Source organism: Kitasatospora sp. MMS16-BH015 (assembly GCF_002943525.1).
Taxonomy (GTDB): Bacteria; Actinomycetota; Actinomycetes; order Streptomycetales; family Streptomycetaceae; genus Kitasatospora.
This window is the reverse complement of record NZ_CP025394.1, coordinates 403,157-422,575: the sequence shown is the minus strand read 5'-3', so window position 1 is coordinate 422,575 and position 19,419 is coordinate 403,157. Positions and strand designations below refer to the sequence as shown.

Sequence of the window (19,419 nt, the reverse complement as noted above, 5' to 3'; positions counted from 1 at the left end):
CCGCATCCCGTCGACGCCGCCGGACGCACCGAGTTCCGCGGCATCCGCAGTGCGCTCACCCTGGCCTTGTCGGAGGTTCTCAACTCCGCGGGCTTCACCGTCGCCACCCGTGGAACCGAGCTGTTCGTCACTGTGGGCCAGCGCGATTCCGGCACCACCCCGGCCCTCACGGGCCGTCATGCCGTGCGCCGCGCAGCAGCCGGCCTGCCTCCGCGGCAGCGGGCACCCGTCGAAGCCCGGCCGCGTAGGCCGGCGACACCCCGCACGCGCCGCAGTCACCGCCTTGAGGCGGACTCCCGGACACCGACCGCCGTGTCCTACTCTGGGACGCGTGTCGAACCCTGACGGGCTGCTCGTCGACATCGCCGCGATGGTCGAGTCCGAGCACAGCAACCAGATGTCCTTGACCGTGGTGGTCCCCGGTGCGGTGATCACCGGCAGGCTCGCGCCGGTGTCCCTGTGGTGGGAGCGGGTGGCGGAGGTCCTCCAGGCCTCTGAGCACCTGAAGCCGTTCGCCGCACTCTTCGCGCCGCCCGCCGAAGGCCCGCCCGCGCGGCCCACGCACCTCCACCTCCACCGCGCGAAAATCCTGCAGGGCAACTTCGCCCTCCCCCACACCGGCGGCATGTACCGCATCGCCATCGAGGACATCAGCAGCTGGACAATCGGGGACCTCGGTTACTCCGACACCTGAGACGGTGAGCAGGAGGCCAAGTGCCCGCTTCGAGGCTGGAGCCGGGTGAGGCGGGCTGGTCGTGAGTCCGATCGCCAGGCTGTGAGCGGAGTGAGGAGTCGGGCCGCGCCAACCTGCGGTCTGGAAGCCGCTGGAGCGTCACCCCGGCTCCAGGTCGAGCCGGGGGCGCTGAGCCTTGCCGGCGGACCTCGCGGTGCGACCTGCCGGAGTTCGCTTCGCCAGGCGGCGGCGGTCAGGTCGGCGCAGCCGTACAGGGGTGCGTAGTCATGGGGGAGTTGGGCCAGAGCACAGCACGTCAGGGCTCGCCGTCGAGGCTGGTGAGGGCGGCGCCGGTGTGCCGGCGGGTGGCTTCGGTGGTGGTGTCCAGGGGCTGGGGGGAGGGGGATCTGCGAGGCGAAGGCGGTCTCGGGTGCACGTCGGAGTGCGTCCGAGACCGCGGCGGGGCCGAGTGTTGCGGGGCAGCCTGTCAGCGCAGGGCGCGTCGGTGCCTGGTCGAGCGCACGGCGAGGAAGGCCACGTCGGCGACGAGGAGCACGATGCCGATGGCGAGCAGGTAGATCAGCCCGTGGACGACGGCGCCGACGAGGCCGAGCACGATGGCGATGAGGACCACGAGGAGGAACAGGGCCATGACATGCCTCCTTGGCCGGGTGATCGGTCAGCGCCGGGCGAGCTGGCGCTCGCCTGCGGCGCCGCTCTGGTAGGCGAGGTTGTAGTGCCGGAAGACCGCTTCCTCGTCCTCGGCGGGCAGGACGTCGTCCGTGCCGATCGCGGGGCAGTCCTTCACCAGGGCCTTGTCGTAGACGACCTTGACGTATCCCGGACCCACCGTTGCTCCGTCGAGGGGTACGAAGACCAGGCGGTGGCGGGTGGGCAGTCCGACCTGCACAGTGGCCATGGCCGCCTCGTCGGTGCTGGTGTCCACGTAGATCGCCTCCAGCGTGCCGATCTTGTGGCCCCCCGCGTCCACGACGTCGTGGGTGCGCCACTCGCGGATGTCCCCTACCTGGATCATCGAGGCTCCCTTCACGCCGTTGTGCCGGTTGCGGGCCGGGCCCGTGGCCGGTGATCTGCATCTCCCAGGGTGCCCCCGTCTGTGGGCGGACACCAACTCCCGCGCCCGTTCCGGCCACACCAGCAGTCGGCACCCCTCCTCCGCGCCGGACCGGGCTGGCGGACCTGGTCGCGCTGCAGCTGGCAGGTCGCTGGCCGACGCGTCGCGCAGTGCGTACAGCGCCGCGGCGTCCGCGCACTCCGCCAGGTCCGGCAGAAGCTCCCGGATGCGATCGTCGTCGCCGGTGCGTACCGCCACCACGATCGCGGTGATGACGGCGTCCACCCGGCTCGGGCCGTCCTGGCTCGCTGGTCTTGATCCGGGGCGCGGCGGTACCGGGCCGGCTACCGGGGTACCGGCGGACGGTCGCCGTGGCACCGGGCGGTGTCGATGGCGTCGCGCAGGGCGGGCAGGTCGGCGATGGCGGCCTGTTCGGCGAAGCGGGCCAGCAGCCGGCGCAGGACCCGTTCGTCCCGGTCGCGGACGGCTTCGCCGATGGCGGCCACCAGCGACGCCTTGGTATGCGGGTCGGAGGTGCGCCCGTGTGGCGCTGTCTGCCGCTCTTCCATCGCTCGCCTCCCGTTCGTTCCGTTCGTGGTCCTGAGCCGCTCAACGCGGCTTCCTCCGTCATGGGGCTGCGACTGCGGGTCCGGTCCGTCCGGCCCCCGCGCGGGACGGAGAATACCTCCCTGGCGGACACGGAAAAATCTGTGCTCGCTGGAGTAGACATTGCCCGGTGTCGTGGCTAGTGTTTCTCTCGTAGATGCGGTCAAGCGGTACCCGCCAGACACGAACTGGCGGGCAGTAGTACGGAAGTTCGCAGGTCGGCACGGTGGCAGGGTCCTGAAGCCAGGATGGTGCAGTAAGGCGACAGGATCGGCGGCCGGGCCGGGCGGCCCGCAGTGATCAGGGGCCCGCCAACGAGCGGTACCGCGGTAGATGCAGGTGCAGTACCAGCAAGTGAAGTTGAGTTGAGCGGTACCAGCAGTCGCGGTACGCGGTATCCCAGTGAAGGCGCCAGGCTGCGGGCGCGCGTGCTGGGAGTCCGGCAGTGGGGTTCCAAGCCGAGCAGGTGAGCAGGACGGGCGACGGGGCTGGCTGTCGGACCAGGCAGTTGAAGTTCAGCAGTACCGAGCAGTTCGCCAATCAGTCAGTACAGAGGATGAACGGAGGGACAGAGCGCCATCAGGATCGCCCGGCCCGTGAGGTATTCACCCGGGCGGACACCGCAGACCCCCTTTTGAGCACGAGGACGGTGGTTTCCGGTCACGCATACGCGATCCCCGCACACCCCCACCCTGGGGGAGTTGCGGAACAAGGAACCCGGCCCAGGCCGGTAGATGGTGTTGTTCCCCTTCGGGGCCCCGGAGCCGCAATGGCGCCGGGGCCCCTCGACGCGTTCCCCAGGAACCAAGAGAGGTGCAGTGACTACGACGACCGACAGGCCCCACACCCCAGACAACCTCGACGACGACGACTACCCCGCCTACACAATGGGGCGCGCCGCCGAGATGACCGGCACCACCCCCGGCTTCCTGCGCGCCCTGGGCGAGCAGGGCCTCATCACCCCACTGCGCTCCGAGGGCGGCCACCGCCGCTACTCCCGCTACCAGCTGCGCATCGCGATGCGCGCCCGAGACCTCGTCGACCAAGGCACCGCCATCGAGGCCGCCTGTCGCATCGTCATCCTCGAAGACCAACTCGAAGAAGCCCTGCGCATCAACGAACAACTCCGCCGCTCCCAGCACGGCCAGGAACCTGCCGCCGACACCTGACCCACCTGCCGCCCTGCGGTGAGTGCCAGGCGCTCACCGCACGCCGCCCCGATCGCTGGTCTGCCGCACTGGCGGGGACCAGTGCGGGGACGCCCGGAAATGCCGCCCGCAGCCATCCCCGGAGTTCACGCCCGGGGTGGCTGCAACCGTTCTGCCCGGTCATGACGCGTGCCCCGCGGCGGCGCCATGGGCCAGGCATGCTTCTCCTTGGCCGGACCGTGCTTATGCCCCCCACAGCGGGCGTGCCCGCCCTCGCTCCGCGACCGCCCGCGCCATGAGCGCCGTATCCGTGGACGCCGAACAACCCTGTCAAGGTCCGTGCTCCTGTCGACGACAGCTCCTTGTGGGCCGGACCGCACAAGCCGCGCGCCAAGCGCGCAACTGCGCCGTCCCACCTTGCTCTTGACCTGGCCGCGCCCGCCTGCCGGCAGTGCGCCGGGGCGTGCGGGTGCTCCGCCAGAGCGCTCGGCCCGCTACGGCGGGACTGCGCCCCCGCACGCGGGCTGTCAGGTCAGGCGTCCGCGTGCTCGGGCGGCCCAGGTGCTGCGCGCGAGTCCCGACCCTGCGGCGACGACCCTCGCGTCCAGTGGGGTCGTCACCGAACTGCTCGTCCAGTCGCGGCCCCGCGCCCGTGCTGTCCGCCCTGTGGCTGGCCCAGACCACCTGCCGGGAAGCGTTCTACTACACGTCCCTCATGCCGGCGCGGCCCGATGACGGCAGGCTCCGCTGCTTGACGAGCACGAGTGGCACTTCGCCTGAGGTGGCGCAGTGCCGCTGAGAGATCGAACCCGTTGAGTCGGGAGCCCCGAGTGATGGCTACTGAGAGTAGCGAGATGGCGTACTGCCCAGTGCTGGCAAGGGCAAGGAGTCATCATCGTGAGTTCGATCTGCCCCTGCTCATTTCACACTCATTTCACATCACGAGCCCCAGAGGTACTGCAGCCGACCCCTCTCTGCGCCTTTCCGCAGGTCAGAGGGGGTCCTAATAGAGGTCGTGGTAGAGATCGAACTCGCCTGCATTGGGGAGACCACACGTCAGTCAGTTGTCCACGTCGAACACCACGGTGACGGGCGCGTGGTCGCTCCAGCGTTCGGCGTGGGTGGCGGCTCGTTCGACGTACGCCTTGACTGCCTTCTCGGCCAGGCCTTTTGTACAAACACTTAGGTCGATCCTCCAGCCCGAGTCGTTGTCGAAGGCGCGGCCGCGGTAGGACCACCAGGAGTAGGGGCCCTCCTGGTCGGGGTGGAGGGCGCGGACCACGTCGACGTAGCCGGCCTCGTCGTAGACCTTGGTGAGCCAGGCGCGCTCCTCGGGGAGGAAGCCGGCGGACTTCTGGTTGGCCTTCCAGTTCTTGAGGTCGATCTGCTGGTGGCAGATGTTCCAGTCGCCGCAGACGATCACCTCGCGGCCCTCGGCGGCGGCGCGGGCGCGCAGCTCGACGAGGTGGACGAGGAATTCGGCCATGAAGCGCTCCTTCTCCTCCTGCCGTTCGGTGCCGACTTCGCCGGAGGGGAGGTAGAGGCTGGCGATCGTGACGCCCGGGAGGTCGATTTCGGCGTACCTGCCCGAATTGTCGAATTCGGCCGAGCCGAAACCGATCCGGGTGCGGGAGGGGGCGACCCGGGAGAGCACGGCCACGCCGGCCCGGCCCTTGGCGGCGGCCGGGGCCCAGACGGCGTGCCAGCCGTCGAGTTCGCGGAGCTCGACCGGGAGCTGGGCGGTCTCCGAGCGCACCTCTTGCAGGCAGACCACGTCCGCCTCGGTGGCGGCCAGCCACTCCAGGAAGCCCTTCTTGGCGGCGGCCCGGATGCCGTTCACATTCACAGTCGTCACGATCACCGGGGCAGCCTATCGGCCCTGGCCGGAGCCGGGCGACCGACCGCGCCCACTTCGTGAAGGGTTGATGAATGCCGTCCGGAGGCGATCGACCGGCCGTCATTGGTCTTGACCATCTCCGGCGGCACCCCCTAGTGTCCGTTACTGCAAAGACCTTTAATAAAGAAGGACGGATAAAGCCCGCCCCTCCCACCTGCCGCAAGACCTGGGTACGGGGCCGGCCCGCAGTCCTTCAGGGCGGAGGACCCGGTGGGACAGGGACAGCTGACGGCGCTGCCGCCGACGACGGGCTTGACCGGTGCGGCGAGCGTGCAGGGCACGCAGAGCGCTCAGGGCGTTCAGGAGCCGAAGTACTGGCACCTGCGCACGGTGCTGGTCCGCACCATCGACCGGGAGTTCTCCACCGGCCAGGTGCTGCCCAACGAGCGTGAGCTCGCGGCCCGCTTCGGCGTGGCCCGGGCGACGCTGCGCCAGGCCCTGGACCAGCTGGAGCTCGAGGGCAGGTTGGTGCGCCGCCGGGGCATCGGCACCCTGATCGCGGCGCCCCGGGTCGGCGTGCCGGTCGGGCGCCGGGACGAGGGCTGGCCGGGCAGCGCGCGCAACCAGGCCTGGCGCTCGGTGGACTGCGTGAGTGCCCCCGCGTCCGCCCGGCTCGCGGCGGCGCTCGGCATCCCCGAGGGCGAGACGGTGCACACGGTGCGCCGGCTGCGGCTGGTGGAGGGTCTGACCATGGCCGTGGAGTCGCTGCACGTGCCCGACTCCGCCGTGCCGCACCTGCCCGCCGTCCCGCAGCTGATCGGCGGCGCCGCCGAGCCCGACCGTTCCCGTTCGGTGCTTCGCCAGCTGGAGCGCCTGGGCGTGGACGGCGAGTCCCGCGCGGTGGAGCTCGGTGTGGCCGAGGCCGAGGAGGCCGCCCTGCTGGAGCGCCCGCCGGGTACGCCGGTGCTGGTGGTCACCAGCCAGTACGCCGCGGCCGGCCGACTGGTCGCCCTGGCCGTCTCCACCTACCGCGCCGACACCTGCAAGCTCACCTTCGGCGAGACCGGCCTGGTCGAGGTCACCCCGGTGGCGAAGACCGCGTAGCTGTACCAAGACAGGGGCGCCCCGCGCCCCTTCTCCATGCTTTACGCCCCACTCCGGATCAGCTGCGCGGGTCGACCGCGAAGAGCTGTTCCTCGACGTGGTCCAGGGCCACCCGCAGCGCGCCCATCGCCACGACCTCCTCGCCGAGCGCGGCGAGCGCCACCTCCGGCGCGCGGAGGCAGAACTGCGCCAACTGCTCGCGCAGCGGCCCGAGGACGCCCTCCAGGCCGGGGGCCCAGCCGCCGATCACGACCAGTTCGGGGTCGAGGGCGAGGACGAGGGCGGCGACGTCGTGCACCAGGCGGCGCAGGAACCGGTCGGTCGCGCCTTGGGCGACCGCGTCGCCCTCGCGGGCCAGCCGGAGCACCCGGGCCACGGCGGCCTCGTCCAGCGGGTCAAGCGGCTTGCCGGTGGTGGAGAGCAGGCGTTCGGGGGTGGCCTCCTGGCCGAGCAGGTGGAGGGCGCCGATCTCGCCGGCCGCGCCGCCGAAGCCCCGGTGCAGCCTGCCGTTGATCAGCGAGCCCGCGCCCGGGCTGAGCCCGGCCATCACGAAGACCACGTCGCCCTTGCCGACGGCCGCGCCCTGCCAGTGCTCGGCGATCGCGGCCAGGTTGGCGTCGTTCTCGATCACCACCGGGCAGCGGAAGGAGCGGCGCAGCCGGGCGCCCAGGTCGAGGCCGGTCCAGCCGGGCATCGCGGTGCCGAGCCGGACGGTGCCCTCCCGGTCGACGATGCCCGGGGTGCCGACGGCCACCGCCCAGAGGCTGTCGCGGGAGACCCCGGCCTTGCGCAGCACCTCCGCCACGGCGGTCCGGACGCAGCCCAGCCGGGCCTCGGCGTCCAGGGTCTCGTCCACCGGCTTGGCGTCGCCGCCGAGCACTCGCCCGGTCAGGTCGGCCAGCACCAGCCGGATCTCGTGCACGCCGATCTCGATGCCGAGGATGTGCCCGGCCTCGGCGCGGAAGCGGAACCAGCGGGCCGGGCGGCCGCGCTGACGGCCGGTCTCCTGGCTCTGCTCGACCTCGGCGACCAGCCCGGACTCCATCAGCCCCTCGATCACGCCCTCGACTGTCGGCCGGGAGAGCCCGGTGTCGCCGACCAGTTGGGTGAGCGTGAGGGCTTCGCCGTCGCGCAGCGCGCGCAGCGTGACCGCCGCGTTGATCCGCCGCAGCAGGGAGGAGTCCCCTCCGGTGAGCCGATCCGCCAAGACGCTGCCCTTCCGCGATCGCGCGACAGCCCTGGCGCGCGGTGCCGAGTGCGCGGCCACCTCTCCGTTGCCCCGCGAAGGCGCCCACCGGGAACCCCCGGCACGGGCGTGCCGGCGAGTCGTGGCACGGGCGTGCCGCGCCGGAGGGCGATGAGCCGGATCGTACTCGGGGCCACCCCGACCCGCGAGCGTTTCCCCAGCTCAAAACGGTTTCGGTATCGAAACGGTACCCGGTGGTCCGGACCAGGCCGGGGCGCGGGGCCGTGGGGGGCGGGCAGCTGACGGCGGGCTAGTGGGTGTCGTCGAGGGAGAGCAGGACGGTGCGCAGGGCGTCGGCGAGGGCCGTCTGCTGCTCGGGGTCGAGGGCGGAGAGCAGGCGGCGCTCGGTGGCCAGGTGGTCCGGGAGGGCACGGTCGATCAGTTCCCGGCCGGTGGGGGTGAGGGCCACGTGGACCACCCGGCCGTCGGTCGGGCTGGGCGTGCGGGAGACCAGGCTGGCCGCCTGAAGCCGGTCGAGCCGCTGGGAGACGGCGCCCGAGGTGACCATCGTCGACTGCATCAGCTGAGCCGGGGTCAGCCGGTGCGGCGGGTCGCTGCGGCGCAGGGTGGCGAGCACGTCGAAGGAGGCGCGGTCGAGGCCGTGCTGGGCGAAGGTGCGGCCGATCTCGGCGTCGATCAGCCGGGCGAGGCGCTTGAGCCGGCCGATCACGCCCATCGGGGAGACGTCGAGATCGGGGCGCTGCCTGCCCCACTGCGCAAGGAGGTGGTCCACGTGGTCTGCGGTGCCGGTCTGGTCGTCCATGCCGTCAAGGCTAGCGAATCTCTTAGCAGTGAGATACTTTATCTTAGTGCTAAGAAATCGACTCGGGGTCATCCTGCTGACTGCCCTCGCCCCTGCCATCTGGGGCACCACCTACCTCGTCACCACCGAACTCCTGCCGCCGGGGCGGCCGTTGCTCGCCGGCGTGCTGCGCGCGCTGCCGGCCGGGCTGCTCCTGATCGCCTTCACCCGGCAACTGCCCAAGGGCCACTGGTGGTGGCGGGCCTTCGTGCTCGGCGCGCTCAACATCGGCGGCTTCTTCGCCCTGCTCTTCGTCGCCGCCTACCGGCTGCCCGGGGGAGTGGCCGCCACCATCGGCGCCGTCCAACCCCTGCTGGTCGCCGTGCTCTCCAGCGGACTGCTCGGCCAGCGGCTGACCCTGCGCACCGTGCTCACCGGCCTGGCCGGCGTGGCCGGGGTGAGCCTGCTGGTCCTGCGGGCTGGCGCCCGACTGGACGGCCTCGGGGTGGCCGCCGCGCTCGGCAGCGCCCTGGTGATGGCCACCGGTGTGGTGCTCGGCAAGCGCTGGGGCTCCCCGGCCCCGCTGCTCGCCACCACCGGCTGGCAGCTCGTCGCGGGCGGGCTGCTGCTGCTCCCGGTGATGTGGCTGGTCGAGGGCCCGCCGCCGGCCCACCTGACCGGTGCCAACCTGCTCGGCTACGGCTACCTCACCCTGGTGGGCGCCGCCCTCTCCTACGGTCTCTGGTTCCGCGGCCTGAGCCGGCTCGTTCCGACCCAGGTCAGCTTCCTCGGTCTGCTCAGCCCCCTGGTGGCCACCCTGGCCGGCTGGCTGGCCCTCGGCCAGGAGCTCACCCCCGCCCAGCTGCTCGGCGGCCTGATCATCCTCGGCTCGCTCGCGGCCGCGCAGTTGGGTGCCCGTACCCCTGCGGCGTCCGCCGGGGCCGCCGGGGCCGCCGGGTCCGCCACGTCCACTGCGTCCATGAGCGGTGCGTCCACGAGGGTCGCGTCCGCGAAGTCGTTCACCGAAGGAGCCTGAACCGTGCAGAGCAACCTCCAGCCCAGCCCGCTCCGCCTGACCGTGTTCGGGGCGGCCGGGGCCGTCGGGAGTCGGGTGGTCGCCGAGGCGCTCGCCCGTGGGCATGCCGTCACCGCCGTGGTCCGTTCGCCCGGGAGCCTGGCCGCGCTGCCGGCGGGAGTGGTCGGCCGGTTGGGCGACGCCGCCGACGCGGCGGCGGTGGCCGAGCTGACGGCGGGCCAGGACGTGGTGGTGAGCGCGACCCGCCCGGCTCCGGGGCGCGAGCCGGAACTGGCCGCCGTCACCGGGGCGATGCTTACGGCCGTCGCCCGTACCGGTGGCAGGCTGCTGCTGGTCGGCGGGGCCGCCTCCCTCCTGGTGGACGGCACCGAGCTGATGGACACCGCCGACTTCCCGCCCGAACTCCGCCCGATCGCGGCGGCCTGCCGGACGCAGTGGGAGGCCTGCCGGGACACCGGCGCGGCGGCCGACTGGACCTATCTCGCCCCGCCCGCCGAGCTCGCCCCGGGGGCCAGGACCGGGCGGTACCGGCTGGGGCGGGACGAGCTGCTCACCGACGCGGCGGGTCGGTCAGCCATTTCGATGGAGGACCTCGCGGTGGCCCTGCTGGACGAGGCCGAGCGGCCTCGGCACGGGCGGGCCCGGTTCACCGTCGCGTACTGAGCTCGGCGCGTCTCGGGGCCGCCGGGGGCTGGCGGGCGGTCAGGGGTGGTGCGGCCGGGGCCCTATGCTGCGGGGCATGCCGAACAGTCTCGAAGCCGTCAGTTTTGCCGCCGACGCCGCGTTCGTGCGGGCGCACACCGAGCTCCGGCCGGTGCCCTCGCTGCCGGAGGTGCGGCTGCACATGGCGGAGGACGCCATCGAGCTCTGGGAGACCACCGAGCGGGAGCGCGGCGAGATCGGGCTGCCGCCGCCGTTCTGGGCCTTCGCCTGGGCGGGTGGGGTGGCGGTGGCGCGGTACGTGCTCGACCACCCCGAGGTGGTGGCCGGCCGGACCGTCCTCGACCTCGCGGCCGGCTCCGGGCTGGTCGGAGTCGCGGCGGCGCTGCGGGGAGCGGCCGAGGTGCGGGCCGCCGAGATCGACGCCTACGCGGTGGCCGCCATCGAGATCAACGCCGCCGCCAACGCGGTCTCCGTCTCCGCCGCGATGGCCGACCTCCTCGACGGCGACGGCGCCCCGGCCGAGGTGGTCCTGGCCGGCGACGTCTTCTACGAGCGCGAGATGGCCGCCCGCTTCCTCCCCTTCCTCGAACGCGCCCAGGCCCGCGGCGCCCACGTCATCGTCGGCGACCCGGGCCGGGCCTACCTCCCGCGCGACCGCTTCACCTCGCTCGCCCGCTACACCGTCGAGGTCGTTGCCGACCTCGAGGACGCCACCTACAAGCCCACCACGGTCTGGGAACTCAAGCCGAAGACCGGCTGATCCACCGGGCTGCACCGGCTCACAGGTGGACGTGCGGGTGCGGGATGTGCGGCAGGTCGGGGACGTGGTTGGGCAGGTCCGGGTTCGGGATGTTCAGCGTGGGCAGGTCCGTTGGCGTGCTCTCCGGAGTCGGAGTCGGTGGCGATGGGGGTGTCACTGCGGTCGGCGTGATGGGGACGACCGGCGTCGAGGGAACTGTGCTCGGCACGGTTGAAGACGGTGGCGAGGGGGTCGGCAGGCTCGGCTGCTTGCTGTCGTCCGAGCAGCCGACGAGGAGTCCGACCGTGACCGCGGCGACGGTGAGTGCGCCGAAGTAGCTGCGGCGGCCTGCCTTGGGTGTGGTCTGCTCTGCCATGAGGGCCTCCGGCGGGCGGCTTGTACTCCACGCTACGCCGGTGACTGAGCCGTTCTCTCGGGATAAACAGTGGCAAAGCGGGCAGATGGCCTTCGATAGCTATGACAAACTCTGAGCAGGGCCAATAATTGAAAGGCGATCACCTCATGATGGTGCTAGAATCTTAGGTGCCAGGGCGACTCCAGGGTCGACATCGAAGTGGTGTCGGCGGTCGCCCGATTCACCAGGGGGCGAAGATCATGGGGTACCAGTTCGACACTGCGCGGGCCGCGATCGACGAGCGGCTGCGGGTGGCCGAGGAGTACCGGCGGGCGCGGGCCGCGCGTCAGGGCGGGCGGGTGCGACGGGCTGTCGTGCGGCGGCTGCTGAGCGGTGGGAACGCGTGAGGGGTGTGAGGACGGGCCGTCACCGAGAGATCGGTGGCGGCCCGTTCGGCGTTCCGGGCTGCGGCCTGCAAAGGTGATCGAGATGTGACCGGGAGATCTTCACCTCTTGCGGCGTGATCACTACCGTACGTCCGTATGCAGAACGGTGACCCGGCCTCGGGGCAGGACAGGGCGGACGACGACGCGCGGTGGAACGTCACGCTCGACGACGACTTCGTGAAGGCGGCGACCATCAAGGAGGCGAACCTCCGCCGCCCGGCCGCCGACCGTCCGCGGAAGCGGGTCCGGCCGCGCAATCTCGCGCTGGCGCTCGGGGCTGCCGCGCTGGCGTTCGTGGCGTTCGAGCTGACGTGGCCCTCCTCGGACAGGGCGACCGCTCGGCCCGTCCCGGCGGCTTCCGCGTCGGCGTCCGCCGCGCGCTCGGCCACTCCCACGGCTTCCGCCACCGCCGCGACGGCGGGCCGTCCGCAGGTCCCGCTGGGTCAGGCCTTCCCCGCCGAGGTGAAGTCGGCCTCCGGTGCCCGGTACACGAAGGTGGCTGCGGCCACCCTGCCCTCGTGCACCGAGCCGGACTCGGTCGGTCCCCGGCTGATCGCGCTGATCAAGGAGGGCGGCGGCTGTGTGGGCGAGCAGGTCGCGCTCTACAAGGACGCCGAGAACGACCAGTTCAACCTGGCCGTCTTCACCATGAAGGATCCGGCGGGCACGGCCCACCTGGTCACCGGGCTCACCATGGCCTTCGACGACTTCGAGGTCGGAGCGCAGGCCCCGCCGCCGACCGCCGGTCTGCGTACCCTGCCCCCGGACAGCGGCATGGTGCAGGCCTTCGCCGGCTCCGGTCGGGCGATGATCGTCGGCCTCGGCCAGTGGTCCGACGGCCGTTCCACCGACCGTCAGGCACTGGTCGACCGGCTGCGCCCGCTGCAGGCCGAGGTCGAGAGGACCGTCACCGCCTACGAGTCCCAGGGCTGACTCGGGCATCCTGTTCGTCGGGGCTCAAGCCCGGTTCACGGGCCATGCCGACACGACCGCTCCTGTGGGGGGACCCGTGCACGTGGACGACCTGGGCTCGGTACGACTGCGCCGCCTCGCGGCCCTGCTGGGGGTGGTCGGTCCGGTGGTGTTCACCGTGGGGTGGGGCCTCGGCCAGCTGCTCCAGGAGGGGCGCTACGACCCGGGCCGCGACGACATCAGCGACCTCGGCGCCTTGACCGCCCGGTATCCGTGGGTCGTCCTCACCGGACAGGCCGTCGGCGGCGCCGCCACGGTCGTGTTCGCCCTCCTGGCGCTGCACTTCGTCGTCCGCGGCAGCCGCCCGGGCCGGGTTGGTGCCTGGTTGCTGGCCCTGTCCGGGCTCGGCCTGGGCAACCTCTCCGACACCTTCTTCCGGCTCGACTGCCGCGCGGCCGACGGCTGCGACACCGCCCACCGGACCGCGTCCTGGCACGGCACCGTCCACGAAGTCGCAGGCGTCACCGTTCTCCTGCTGGCGATGGCCCCGCTCGTGCTGACCATCGCGTTCCGCCACCTGCCCGGCTGGTCGGGGTTCGCGCACGCCTCGCAGGCGGTCGGCTCGGTCCAACTCCTCCTGGTGATGGCCTCCCTCGCCCTCACCGGGCACGGCGGCGGCGGGTACGTCCAACGGGCCGCCGCCCTCCTCGCCTCCACCTGGACGGTCGCACTGGCTGTCCGGCTACTCCGCCGCCCCCGAAGCCTCCTGGCCTCCTCGGCGGACGAACCCTCACCGAGCACGGGCACCCGAGAGGGCTGACGGGTCAGGGGAGGGTCGGGGCCGGGCGGCGGGAGAGGGCGTCGGAGGTCTTGGCCGTGGCGTAGAGGGAGGCGGCCAGGGTGAGGACGAGGAGGATGCCGGCGGCGTAGATGCTGCCGGAGGAGACGGCCTTGGGGCTGCCGGCCTCGGTGCGGGCGGAGCCGGCGAGGAAGGGCATGGCGAGGAGGACGGCGAGGCCGAGGGCGACTTCGGCCCAGACGACCTTGGGGAAGTGGTGGAGGGTCAGGCGGCGCAGGGTGGTGGTGTCCTCGGCGCGGCGGGCTTGGGTGATGCGGGGCATCAGCCAGAACTGGTTGACCGCGCCGGCCGCGACCAGGCCGAGCACCAGGAGGAGCTTGACCAGCAGGGCCAGGCCGTAGCCGGTGGTCCAGAGCTGGGAGAGGGCGCCGACGTGCTTCCAGCTGAGCCAGAGGCCGGAGGCGAGCACCGTGCCGACGCAGACCAGGGCGACCAGGCTGAAGCGGCGCCAGAGGTCGGCCCAGAGCGGGCCGGTGGCCGGGCCGAGGTCGCGGCGGGTGGTGGCCAGCACGGCGAGCAGGGCGAGGCCGCCGAGCCAGACGGTGCCCGAGACGATGTGTGCCTGGTCGAGCAGGAGGTCGAGCCAGCGGTCGAGGTCGGCGGGAGCCGTGGTGGGGACGGCGGCGGTCAGGGTGACGGCCAGCGCCAGGGGGAGGGCGGCCAGGGCGATGCGGTCGGTGTGGCGGCGGGCGGCCGGGAGGAAGAGGGCGATCAGGGTGGCGGCGGTGACGAGCAGGATCAGGTTCTGGATCGCGTAGACGGTGCCCTGGGCGATCCAGGCGCCCTTGGCGGCGGGGGCGCGGAGGAAGTCGAGGATCCGTCCTGGGGCGAGGGCGGCGCCGAAGGAGGTGCCGTGGCCCGCGCGGGCCACCCGGGCGGCGAGTTGTGCGTAGCCGGTGACCAGCAGGAGGACGCCCGACCAGGCGAGGTGGGTGGCCGAACGGGCGGTCAGGCCCGAGGCGGGGGTGGCCCGGAGGGCGGGCCGGACGGTGGTGGCGTAGGTCACCGTGGTGCCGATCGCGCCGCTGAGGCCGAGGAAGTATCCGGCCTTGCTCAGCACTCGCCAGGCCGGGGGCAGGGCGTATCCGGCCGTGTTCGCGGCCACCAGCAGACTGTTCATTAGGTGAGGCTAACCTAAATGGCAGGGCCCTGACCAGGGGTGGAGTGGGGGCGGGGTGCGGGATGGCGGCGCGGGGAAGTGAAGCACCGGGGTCGAATCGACCCCAAGCGGACACCTGGCCTTCGATAGCGCGGCATCTTCTTGCAGTTGGCAATAATTGAAAGGCGACCAGCTGGTGGTGGTGCTAGAATCGTAGGTGTCAGGGCGGCTCCAGGGTCGACACCGCAGCGGTGTCGACGGTCGCCCGAAACAGGGGGCGAAGATCATGACGTACCAGTTCGACACCGCGCGGGCCACGATCGACGAGCGCCTGCGGGAGGCCGAGCAGTACCGGATGGCCCGGGCCATCCGCCGCAGTAATCGACAGCGCCGCACGATCAAGAGCAGGTTCCAGACCAGCACCACCGCGTGAGCACCACCGCGACGGGCCGTCACCGAGATTTCGGTGACGGCCCGTTCGGCTTTCCGAGGATCCGATCGGCGGGGGCACCGGCCGGGCGGTGCGGGCGATGCGGGCGGTAGGCTCCGGGCGGAATGTGGGCGTCCGAGGGTCGGAGCCGGAGCGGGGGAACGGTGGCGGAGCTGCAGGTGCCGGCGGAACGGGACGAGAGCTGGTGGGTGCCGGGCCTGGTCGGGACGGTCCTGCTGCCGGTCTGGCTCGTCGGTTTCGTGATCCTGAGTGCGGCCGCCACGCTGCTGAAGTTCGGCGACACCGGCTGTGATGACGGCTCGTCGGGCTGCATGGGGCCGGGGCACGGCACCCAGCTCACCGTGGCCCTGCTGCTGGGTGGGGCCGCCGTCACGGCGCTCACCGCCTGGCTACTGCCGCACCGGCGGCGGCTGCGGACCCTGCGGTGGTGCCTGGTGACGGTGGGGGCTCTGCTCGGCGCGGCCGTCCTGGTGATCGGCGCGCGCAGCCCCTCGCACTGACGCTCGCCGAAGCCGAAGCCGAAGCCGAAGCCCGTCGGCCCCCGGCCGGGGGATCAGATCAGGGGCTTGGTCCAGCGGCGCCACTGCTCCTCCGGGCCGTAGCCGGCGGCGGACCAGGCGAGTTGGGCCTGTGCGTTGTCGACCAGGACCATGGCGTCGCCGCGGCGGCCGCCGAGGGTGCGGAAGCGGGCTTCGGCGGCGGTGAGGAGGGCCTTGGAGACGCCCTGGCGGCGGGCGTCGGGGGCGACGGCCAGGCGGTAGAGGGAGGCGCGCCAGCCGTCCCAGCCGGCGATCACCGTGCCGAGGAGGGTGCCGTCGCGTTCGGCGAGGATCAGGGCCTCGGGGTCGCGCTCCAGCAGGCGGGCCACGCCGGCCGCGTCGTCGGTGATGCTGGTGCCCTCGGCTGCCCGGGCCCAGAAGGCGAGTACGGCGGGGATCTCGTCCGTCCGAGCGGCGCGCAGCTGAAGATCGTTCATGGGGTCTTCCTAGCAGCAGGGACGGTCGTTCAGGAACCGTCGTCCACGGACTGGGACACGGGCGGCGTGCCCCGGAGCAGGTCGAGCAGCACGGGCCGGACGGCGGCGCCGAAGCGGGCGTCGGCCTGGTCGGAGCCGCCGTAGTCGTAGTGCGGGGAGGGGGCGGGCGCGGTCTCGCCGGGGAGGACGAGGCGGTGGCCGGCGGCGGGGGCGGCGAGCAGCCGGGCCGAGGGCCGACGGGCGGTCAGCTGCTCCGCGTACCGGAGCGAGGCCCACATCCGATCGTCGCCGCCCGCGACCAGGAGCAGCTCGGCCGCGGCCCGCTCGACCGGGATGGCGGCGGCGGGGAGGCGGTCGGCGTAGGTGCGTTCGCTGCGCTCGTACCAGCCGAGCACGGCGGCCGGGCCCGCCGGGCGCGGTTCGGCGAGCCAGTCGTCGTCGTACGGGACGAAGGGCAGCGGCCGCCCTCGCCAGGTCCAGGAGGACCGGTACGGGCGGTCCCGGCCGTCGTGGCCCGGCCCCACGTTGGCCCAGGTGACGGCGGTCGGGGAGAGGGCGGCCACCGCGTCGATCCGCGGGTCGCGGACGGCCGTCAGCATCGCGGCCTCCGCGCCCTTCGACCAGCCCACCAGGCCGATCCGGCTCGCCCCGTGCGCGCGCAGCAGATCGACCCCGGCGACGAAGGTCTCCAGCGGCACCTCGCAGATCCCCGGCGGCTGCCCCGGCCCGCCGAACCAGCGCACTGCCAGGGTGAGGAAGCCCTCTTCGGCCAGCAGGCGGGCCCGCTCCCGGTGGATCCGCCCGCTCGACCCGGCCAGGACCAGCACCCCGGCGCCGTTCCCGGCGGCCGGCTCGAGCAGCACACCCTCCCAGGGCGTGGTCAGGGCGTGTTCGACGATGGTCACGGGGCGGTCTCCTCGCTCGTGGCGGGCTCGGGTGGGGGCCGAGCTGATGGTGTCACAGCAGGCCGGAGCCGTGGGGTGAGACGGATACGGAGGATGTCCGGCCAGTCTGCTGCCGCAGGGCGTGAGATCCAGTACGGTGGCTCTCGGCTCGGCCGGCGAGGGGAGACAGACCGATGGGTGTGGCGGACGGCGAGGGCACGCGCCCGGAGGCGACGAGCACCAACCAGCTGTCAGGTGGCACCGTCCACGGCGGGGTCGTCCAGGCGGGCGTGGTGCACGGCAACGTCACCCTCAACTACCAGGCAGGCCGGATGGATTGGCCGCGTCCGGACCAAGTTCCGCTGCCGCCAAGGGCATTCGTCAACCAGGTGCGGGTGCGTGGGGATCTCACCGCGCAGCTGGCCGGTGACTCCGGCGGCTACCCGATCGCCGCGCTGAGCGGGCTCTCCGGGATCGGCAAGACCTCGACCGCCTGCCGGTGGGCGCACGACCACCAGGAGCAGTTCCCCGACGGTCAGGTGTACATCGACTTCGCGGCGCTGCGCGGCGGCAATCCCGGTGGCGACGTGTCGGAGGCGCTGGCCATGTGCCTGCGGTCGCTCGGCGTCCGGGAGGAGTACCTGCCGGCCGGGCTGGCCGAGCGGACCATGCTCTATCGGAGCCACTCCAGCGGCCGCCGGTTGCTGGTCGTGCTGGACGACGTCACCCAGCCCGCACAGGTCAGGGCTCTGGTGCCACAGGGCAAGGGCAGCGCGCTGCTGGTCACCAGTGCCCGGCGGCTCGACGAACTCGCCGTCGACGGCGTGCGGTTGTTCCTGGTCGACCCCCTCGACCAGGAGAGCGCCATCGAACTGCTGGCTGCCCGTTGCGGCCGAGCGCGGATCGAGGCGGAACCGGAGGCCGCCGCCGCGCTCGTCGAGCTGTGCGACGGCCTGCCGATCGCGCTGAGCATCGTGGGTGCCCGGCTGGCAGTCCGCCAGCGGCTCACGCTCGCCGCCCTGGCGGCCGAACTCGCTGATGAACAGAGCAGGTTGAAGCGGATCTCGGTGACCGGTTCCCCGGAGGAGCGCACTGTGGCGGCAGCACTCGAACTCTCCTACCGTGAGCTCTCCGAAGCGGCCGGGCGGCTCTACCGGCTGCTCGGGCTGCTGCCGGTGCTCACCTTCGACGCTGCGCTGGCCGGTGCCGCGAGCGGTACCCCGGAGTCGGAAACCCTGGACCTGCTGGCCGAGTTGGAATCAGCCGGCATGCTCGTCGTCCAGGCGGAGGAGCCCTGGGTGGCTGACGGGGAACGGTACCGGCTGCACGGGCTGGTGCGGCTGCACGCTCGGGAGAGCGCCCGCACCACTGAGGCGCCGAACATCGAACGGCTGGTGGTGGAGCGGGCGGTCGGGTACTACCTGGTGTGGATCGCCCGTGCCGACCTGGCGATCAGGGCCGACCGGCTGCGGATCCTGGACCTCGCCGGGCTGCTCGGCACGGAGGCCCGGGAGGTGCCGGAAGGCTCGGGTCGGGCGGCCGTCGCCTGGCTGGAGGCCGAGCGGGCCAATGTGATGGCGGTGCTGCGGGCGGCGGTGGCGCACGGATTCGACCGGCAGGTCTGGCAGTTGGCTGAGGTGTTCACCGTTCTGTTCCTGCACCACCGGCACCTCGCGGACTGGCGGGAGTCGCTGGAGCTGGGTGCCGGAGCCGCCGGGCGAGCGGCCGAGCAGGCCGCGCAGACGGGTGATTCGGCGGCGGCGCAGCGGGCAGCGGCTGCCGAGGCCCGGCTGCGGAGCCTGCTGTCCCGGCCGTTGCTCGACCTCGGGCGGGACGAGCAGGCGCTGATCGAGCTGGAGACCGCCGCTCAGCGGGCCGACGAGGCGGGCGACCTGGTGCTGGCGGCCTCGGTGCAGGAGTTCACCGGCCGGTACTGGGAGCGGCACGACCCGGAGCGTGCGATGGCCGCCTACCGTGCTGCGCTGGCGCTCAACCTCCGGGCGGCCGAACAGCCGGGCGAGGCCTCGGTGTTCGGCACTCGGGAGGCGGCCCGGAGGGGCGCGGCGCTGGCCCGCTACTTCCTCGGCTGTGCCGAGCGGGCCGCGGGCCGGGACCAGGAAGCGCTGGTCACGCTGCGGGAGGCCCGGGACGAACTCCTCGGCATTGAGGACACCCGGATGGCCGCCCGCGCGCTGGCCGAACTCGGCCGCGTCCACGCGGACCTTGGCGATCTGGAGGCGGCCGTGATGGAGCTGCGCGAGGCGGCAGCCGAGCTGCACGACCAGCGAGCCGGCCACTACGAGGCGCTGGCGCTCGAGGACTTGGCCGCACTGCTGACGGACCGTTCGGAGGCGGCCGACTGCCTGCGGCGCGCCCTGGCCATTCACGAGGCGGGCGGCAGCCCCCGGGCCGCCGAGCTGACGGCCCGGCTGGCGGCGGAGGCGGAGTGAACGAGGGGCGCTGAGTCTGCCGTGCGGCGGCGGGGAGCTGCCCTGGCCGCCGAAACGCCCCTCGGTGAGGTTCCGGTGACCACTAGGGCGGTGGCTGCCCTCGGCGGGACGGCAAACC

At 72.7% G+C, this 19,419-nt stretch carries 22 protein-coding genes; 12 read left to right on the top strand and 10 right to left on the bottom strand.

Annotated features, from left to right (window positions below; translation table 11 throughout):
- Positions 1-331: 331 nt before the first annotated feature.
- Positions 332-694 (top strand): hypothetical protein, encoded by a 363-nt coding sequence (locus CFP65_RS01875; RefSeq protein ID WP_104814440.1) that lies wholly within the window; start codon positions 332-334, stop codon positions 692-694.
- A gap of 466 nt (positions 695-1,160) precedes the next feature.
- On the opposite strand, the gene CFP65_RS39590 is transcribed toward CFP65_RS01875, so the two are convergent.
- From CFP65_RS39590 to CFP65_RS01865, 3 genes are all read right to left on the bottom strand, one after another.
- A complete protein-coding gene (locus CFP65_RS39590; protein WP_168219571.1) occupies positions 1,161-1,325 on the bottom strand; it encodes a hypothetical protein in 165 nt (54 codons plus the stop codon).
- A 27-nt stretch (positions 1,326-1,352) separates the two neighbouring features.
- On the bottom strand, positions 1,353-1,709 hold the full coding sequence (locus CFP65_RS01870) for a PRC-barrel domain-containing protein (RefSeq protein ID WP_104814439.1): 357 nt from the start codon (positions 1,707-1,709) through the stop codon (positions 1,353-1,355).
- 383 nt (positions 1,710-2,092) lie between these two features.
- Positions 2,093-2,254, bottom strand: coding sequence for a hypothetical protein (locus tag CFP65_RS01865; RefSeq protein ID WP_158701978.1), 162 nt, complete (start codon positions 2,252-2,254; stop codon positions 2,093-2,095).
- Between the two features lie 987 nt (positions 2,255-3,241).
- On the opposite strand from CFP65_RS01865, the gene CFP65_RS01860 reads away from it, so the two are divergent.
- A complete protein-coding gene (locus CFP65_RS01860; RefSeq protein ID WP_254552800.1) occupies positions 3,242-3,523 on the top strand; it encodes a MerR family transcriptional regulator in 282 nt (93 codons plus the stop codon).
- Positions 3,524-4,562: 1,039 nt separating this feature from the next.
- Here the strand turns inward: CFP65_RS01860 and CFP65_RS01855 are convergent.
- Entirely contained in the window at positions 4,563-5,357 is a 795-nt protein-coding gene (locus CFP65_RS01855) for an exodeoxyribonuclease III (RefSeq protein ID WP_104820577.1), read from the bottom strand.
- Positions 5,358-5,669: 312 nt separating this feature from the next.
- On the opposite strand from CFP65_RS01855, the gene CFP65_RS01850 reads away from it, so the two are divergent.
- Positions 5,670-6,443, top strand: coding sequence for a GntR family transcriptional regulator (locus CFP65_RS01850; RefSeq protein WP_104820576.1), 774 nt, complete (start codon positions 5,670-5,672; stop codon positions 6,441-6,443).
- Between the two features lie 58 nt (positions 6,444-6,501).
- On the opposite strand, the gene CFP65_RS01845 is transcribed toward CFP65_RS01850, so the two are convergent.
- Both CFP65_RS01845 and CFP65_RS01840 read right to left on the bottom strand, forming a co-directional pair.
- Positions 6,502-7,650: an ROK family protein gene (locus CFP65_RS01845; protein ID WP_104814436.1), complete on the bottom strand. Its 1,149-nt coding sequence runs from the start codon at positions 7,648-7,650 to the stop codon at positions 6,502-6,504.
- A 289-nt stretch (positions 7,651-7,939) separates the two neighbouring features.
- The gene (locus CFP65_RS01840; RefSeq protein ID WP_104814435.1) at positions 7,940-8,452 is read right to left on the bottom strand and encodes a MarR family winged helix-turn-helix transcriptional regulator; all 513 of its coding nucleotides are present in this window, start codon (positions 8,450-8,452) and stop codon (positions 7,940-7,942) included.
- A 46-nt stretch (positions 8,453-8,498) separates the two neighbouring features.
- On the opposite strand from CFP65_RS01840, the gene CFP65_RS01835 reads away from it, so the two are divergent.
- From CFP65_RS01835 to CFP65_RS01825, 3 genes are all read left to right on the top strand, one after another.
- Positions 8,499-9,467 carry an EamA family transporter gene (locus CFP65_RS01835; RefSeq protein ID WP_217368125.1) on the top strand — a complete coding sequence of 323 codons (969 nt, stop codon included), beginning with the start codon at positions 8,499-8,501 and terminating at the stop codon, positions 9,465-9,467.
- Between the two features lie 3 nt (positions 9,468-9,470).
- Entirely contained in the window at positions 9,471-10,130 is a 660-nt protein-coding gene (locus CFP65_RS01830; RefSeq protein ID WP_104814433.1) for an NAD(P)-dependent oxidoreductase, read from the top strand.
- Positions 10,131-10,206: 76 nt separating this feature from the next.
- Positions 10,207-10,890: a methyltransferase gene (locus CFP65_RS01825; protein ID WP_104820575.1), complete on the top strand. Its 684-nt coding sequence runs from the start codon at positions 10,207-10,209 to the stop codon at positions 10,888-10,890.
- Positions 10,891-10,909: 19 nt separating this feature from the next.
- On the opposite strand, the gene CFP65_RS38635 is transcribed toward CFP65_RS01825, so the two are convergent.
- The gene (locus CFP65_RS38635) at positions 10,910-11,245 is read right to left on the bottom strand and encodes a hypothetical protein (protein WP_158701977.1); all 336 of its coding nucleotides are present in this window, start codon (positions 11,243-11,245) and stop codon (positions 10,910-10,912) included.
- A 239-nt stretch (positions 11,246-11,484) separates the two neighbouring features.
- Here CFP65_RS38635 and CFP65_RS38630 point away from each other — a divergent pair, with 239 nt between their 5' ends.
- From CFP65_RS38630 to CFP65_RS01810, 3 genes are all read left to right on the top strand, one after another.
- The gene (locus CFP65_RS38630) at positions 11,485-11,631 is read left to right on the top strand and encodes a hypothetical protein (protein WP_158701976.1); all 147 of its coding nucleotides are present in this window, start codon (positions 11,485-11,487) and stop codon (positions 11,629-11,631) included.
- Between the two features lie 135 nt (positions 11,632-11,766).
- Complete coding sequence (locus tag CFP65_RS01815; RefSeq protein ID WP_104814431.1) at positions 11,767-12,603, top strand: hypothetical protein; 837 nt, start codon at positions 11,767-11,769, stop codon at positions 12,601-12,603.
- 76 nt (positions 12,604-12,679) lie between these two features.
- Complete coding sequence (locus CFP65_RS01810; RefSeq protein ID WP_158701975.1) at positions 12,680-13,402, top strand: DUF998 domain-containing protein; 723 nt, start codon at positions 12,680-12,682, stop codon at positions 13,400-13,402.
- 4 nt (positions 13,403-13,406) lie between these two features.
- Here CFP65_RS01810 and CFP65_RS38625 read toward each other — a convergent pair whose 3' ends face one another.
- Positions 13,407-14,561 (bottom strand): CopD family protein, encoded by a 1,155-nt coding sequence (locus CFP65_RS38625; RefSeq protein WP_158701974.1) that lies wholly within the window; start codon positions 14,559-14,561, stop codon positions 13,407-13,409.
- A gap of 265 nt (positions 14,562-14,826) precedes the next feature.
- On the opposite strand from CFP65_RS38625, the gene CFP65_RS38620 reads away from it, so the two are divergent.
- On the top strand, positions 14,827-14,973 hold the full coding sequence (locus CFP65_RS38620; RefSeq protein ID WP_158701973.1) for a hypothetical protein: 147 nt from the start codon (positions 14,827-14,829) through the stop codon (positions 14,971-14,973).
- 161 nt (positions 14,974-15,134) lie between these two features.
- A complete protein-coding gene (locus CFP65_RS01800) occupies positions 15,135-15,491 on the top strand; it encodes a hypothetical protein (protein ID WP_104814429.1) in 357 nt (118 codons plus the stop codon).
- Between the two features lie 53 nt (positions 15,492-15,544).
- On the opposite strand, the gene CFP65_RS01795 is transcribed toward CFP65_RS01800, so the two are convergent.
- Together CFP65_RS01795 and CFP65_RS01790 are read right to left on the bottom strand one after the other, a co-directional pair.
- Entirely contained in the window at positions 15,545-15,967 is a 423-nt protein-coding gene (locus tag CFP65_RS01795) for a GNAT family N-acetyltransferase (RefSeq protein ID WP_104814428.1), read from the bottom strand.
- Between the two features lie 29 nt (positions 15,968-15,996).
- Entirely contained in the window at positions 15,997-16,872 is an 876-nt protein-coding gene (locus CFP65_RS01790) for an acyl-CoA thioester hydrolase/BAAT C-terminal domain-containing protein (protein WP_104814427.1), read from the bottom strand.
- A 173-nt stretch (positions 16,873-17,045) separates the two neighbouring features.
- Between CFP65_RS01790 and CFP65_RS01785 the strand changes: the two genes are divergently transcribed.
- Positions 17,046-19,301: an NB-ARC domain-containing protein gene (locus CFP65_RS01785; protein ID WP_104814426.1), complete on the top strand. Its 2,256-nt coding sequence runs from the start codon at positions 17,046-17,048 to the stop codon at positions 19,299-19,301.
- Positions 19,302-19,419 lie beyond the last annotated feature (118 nt).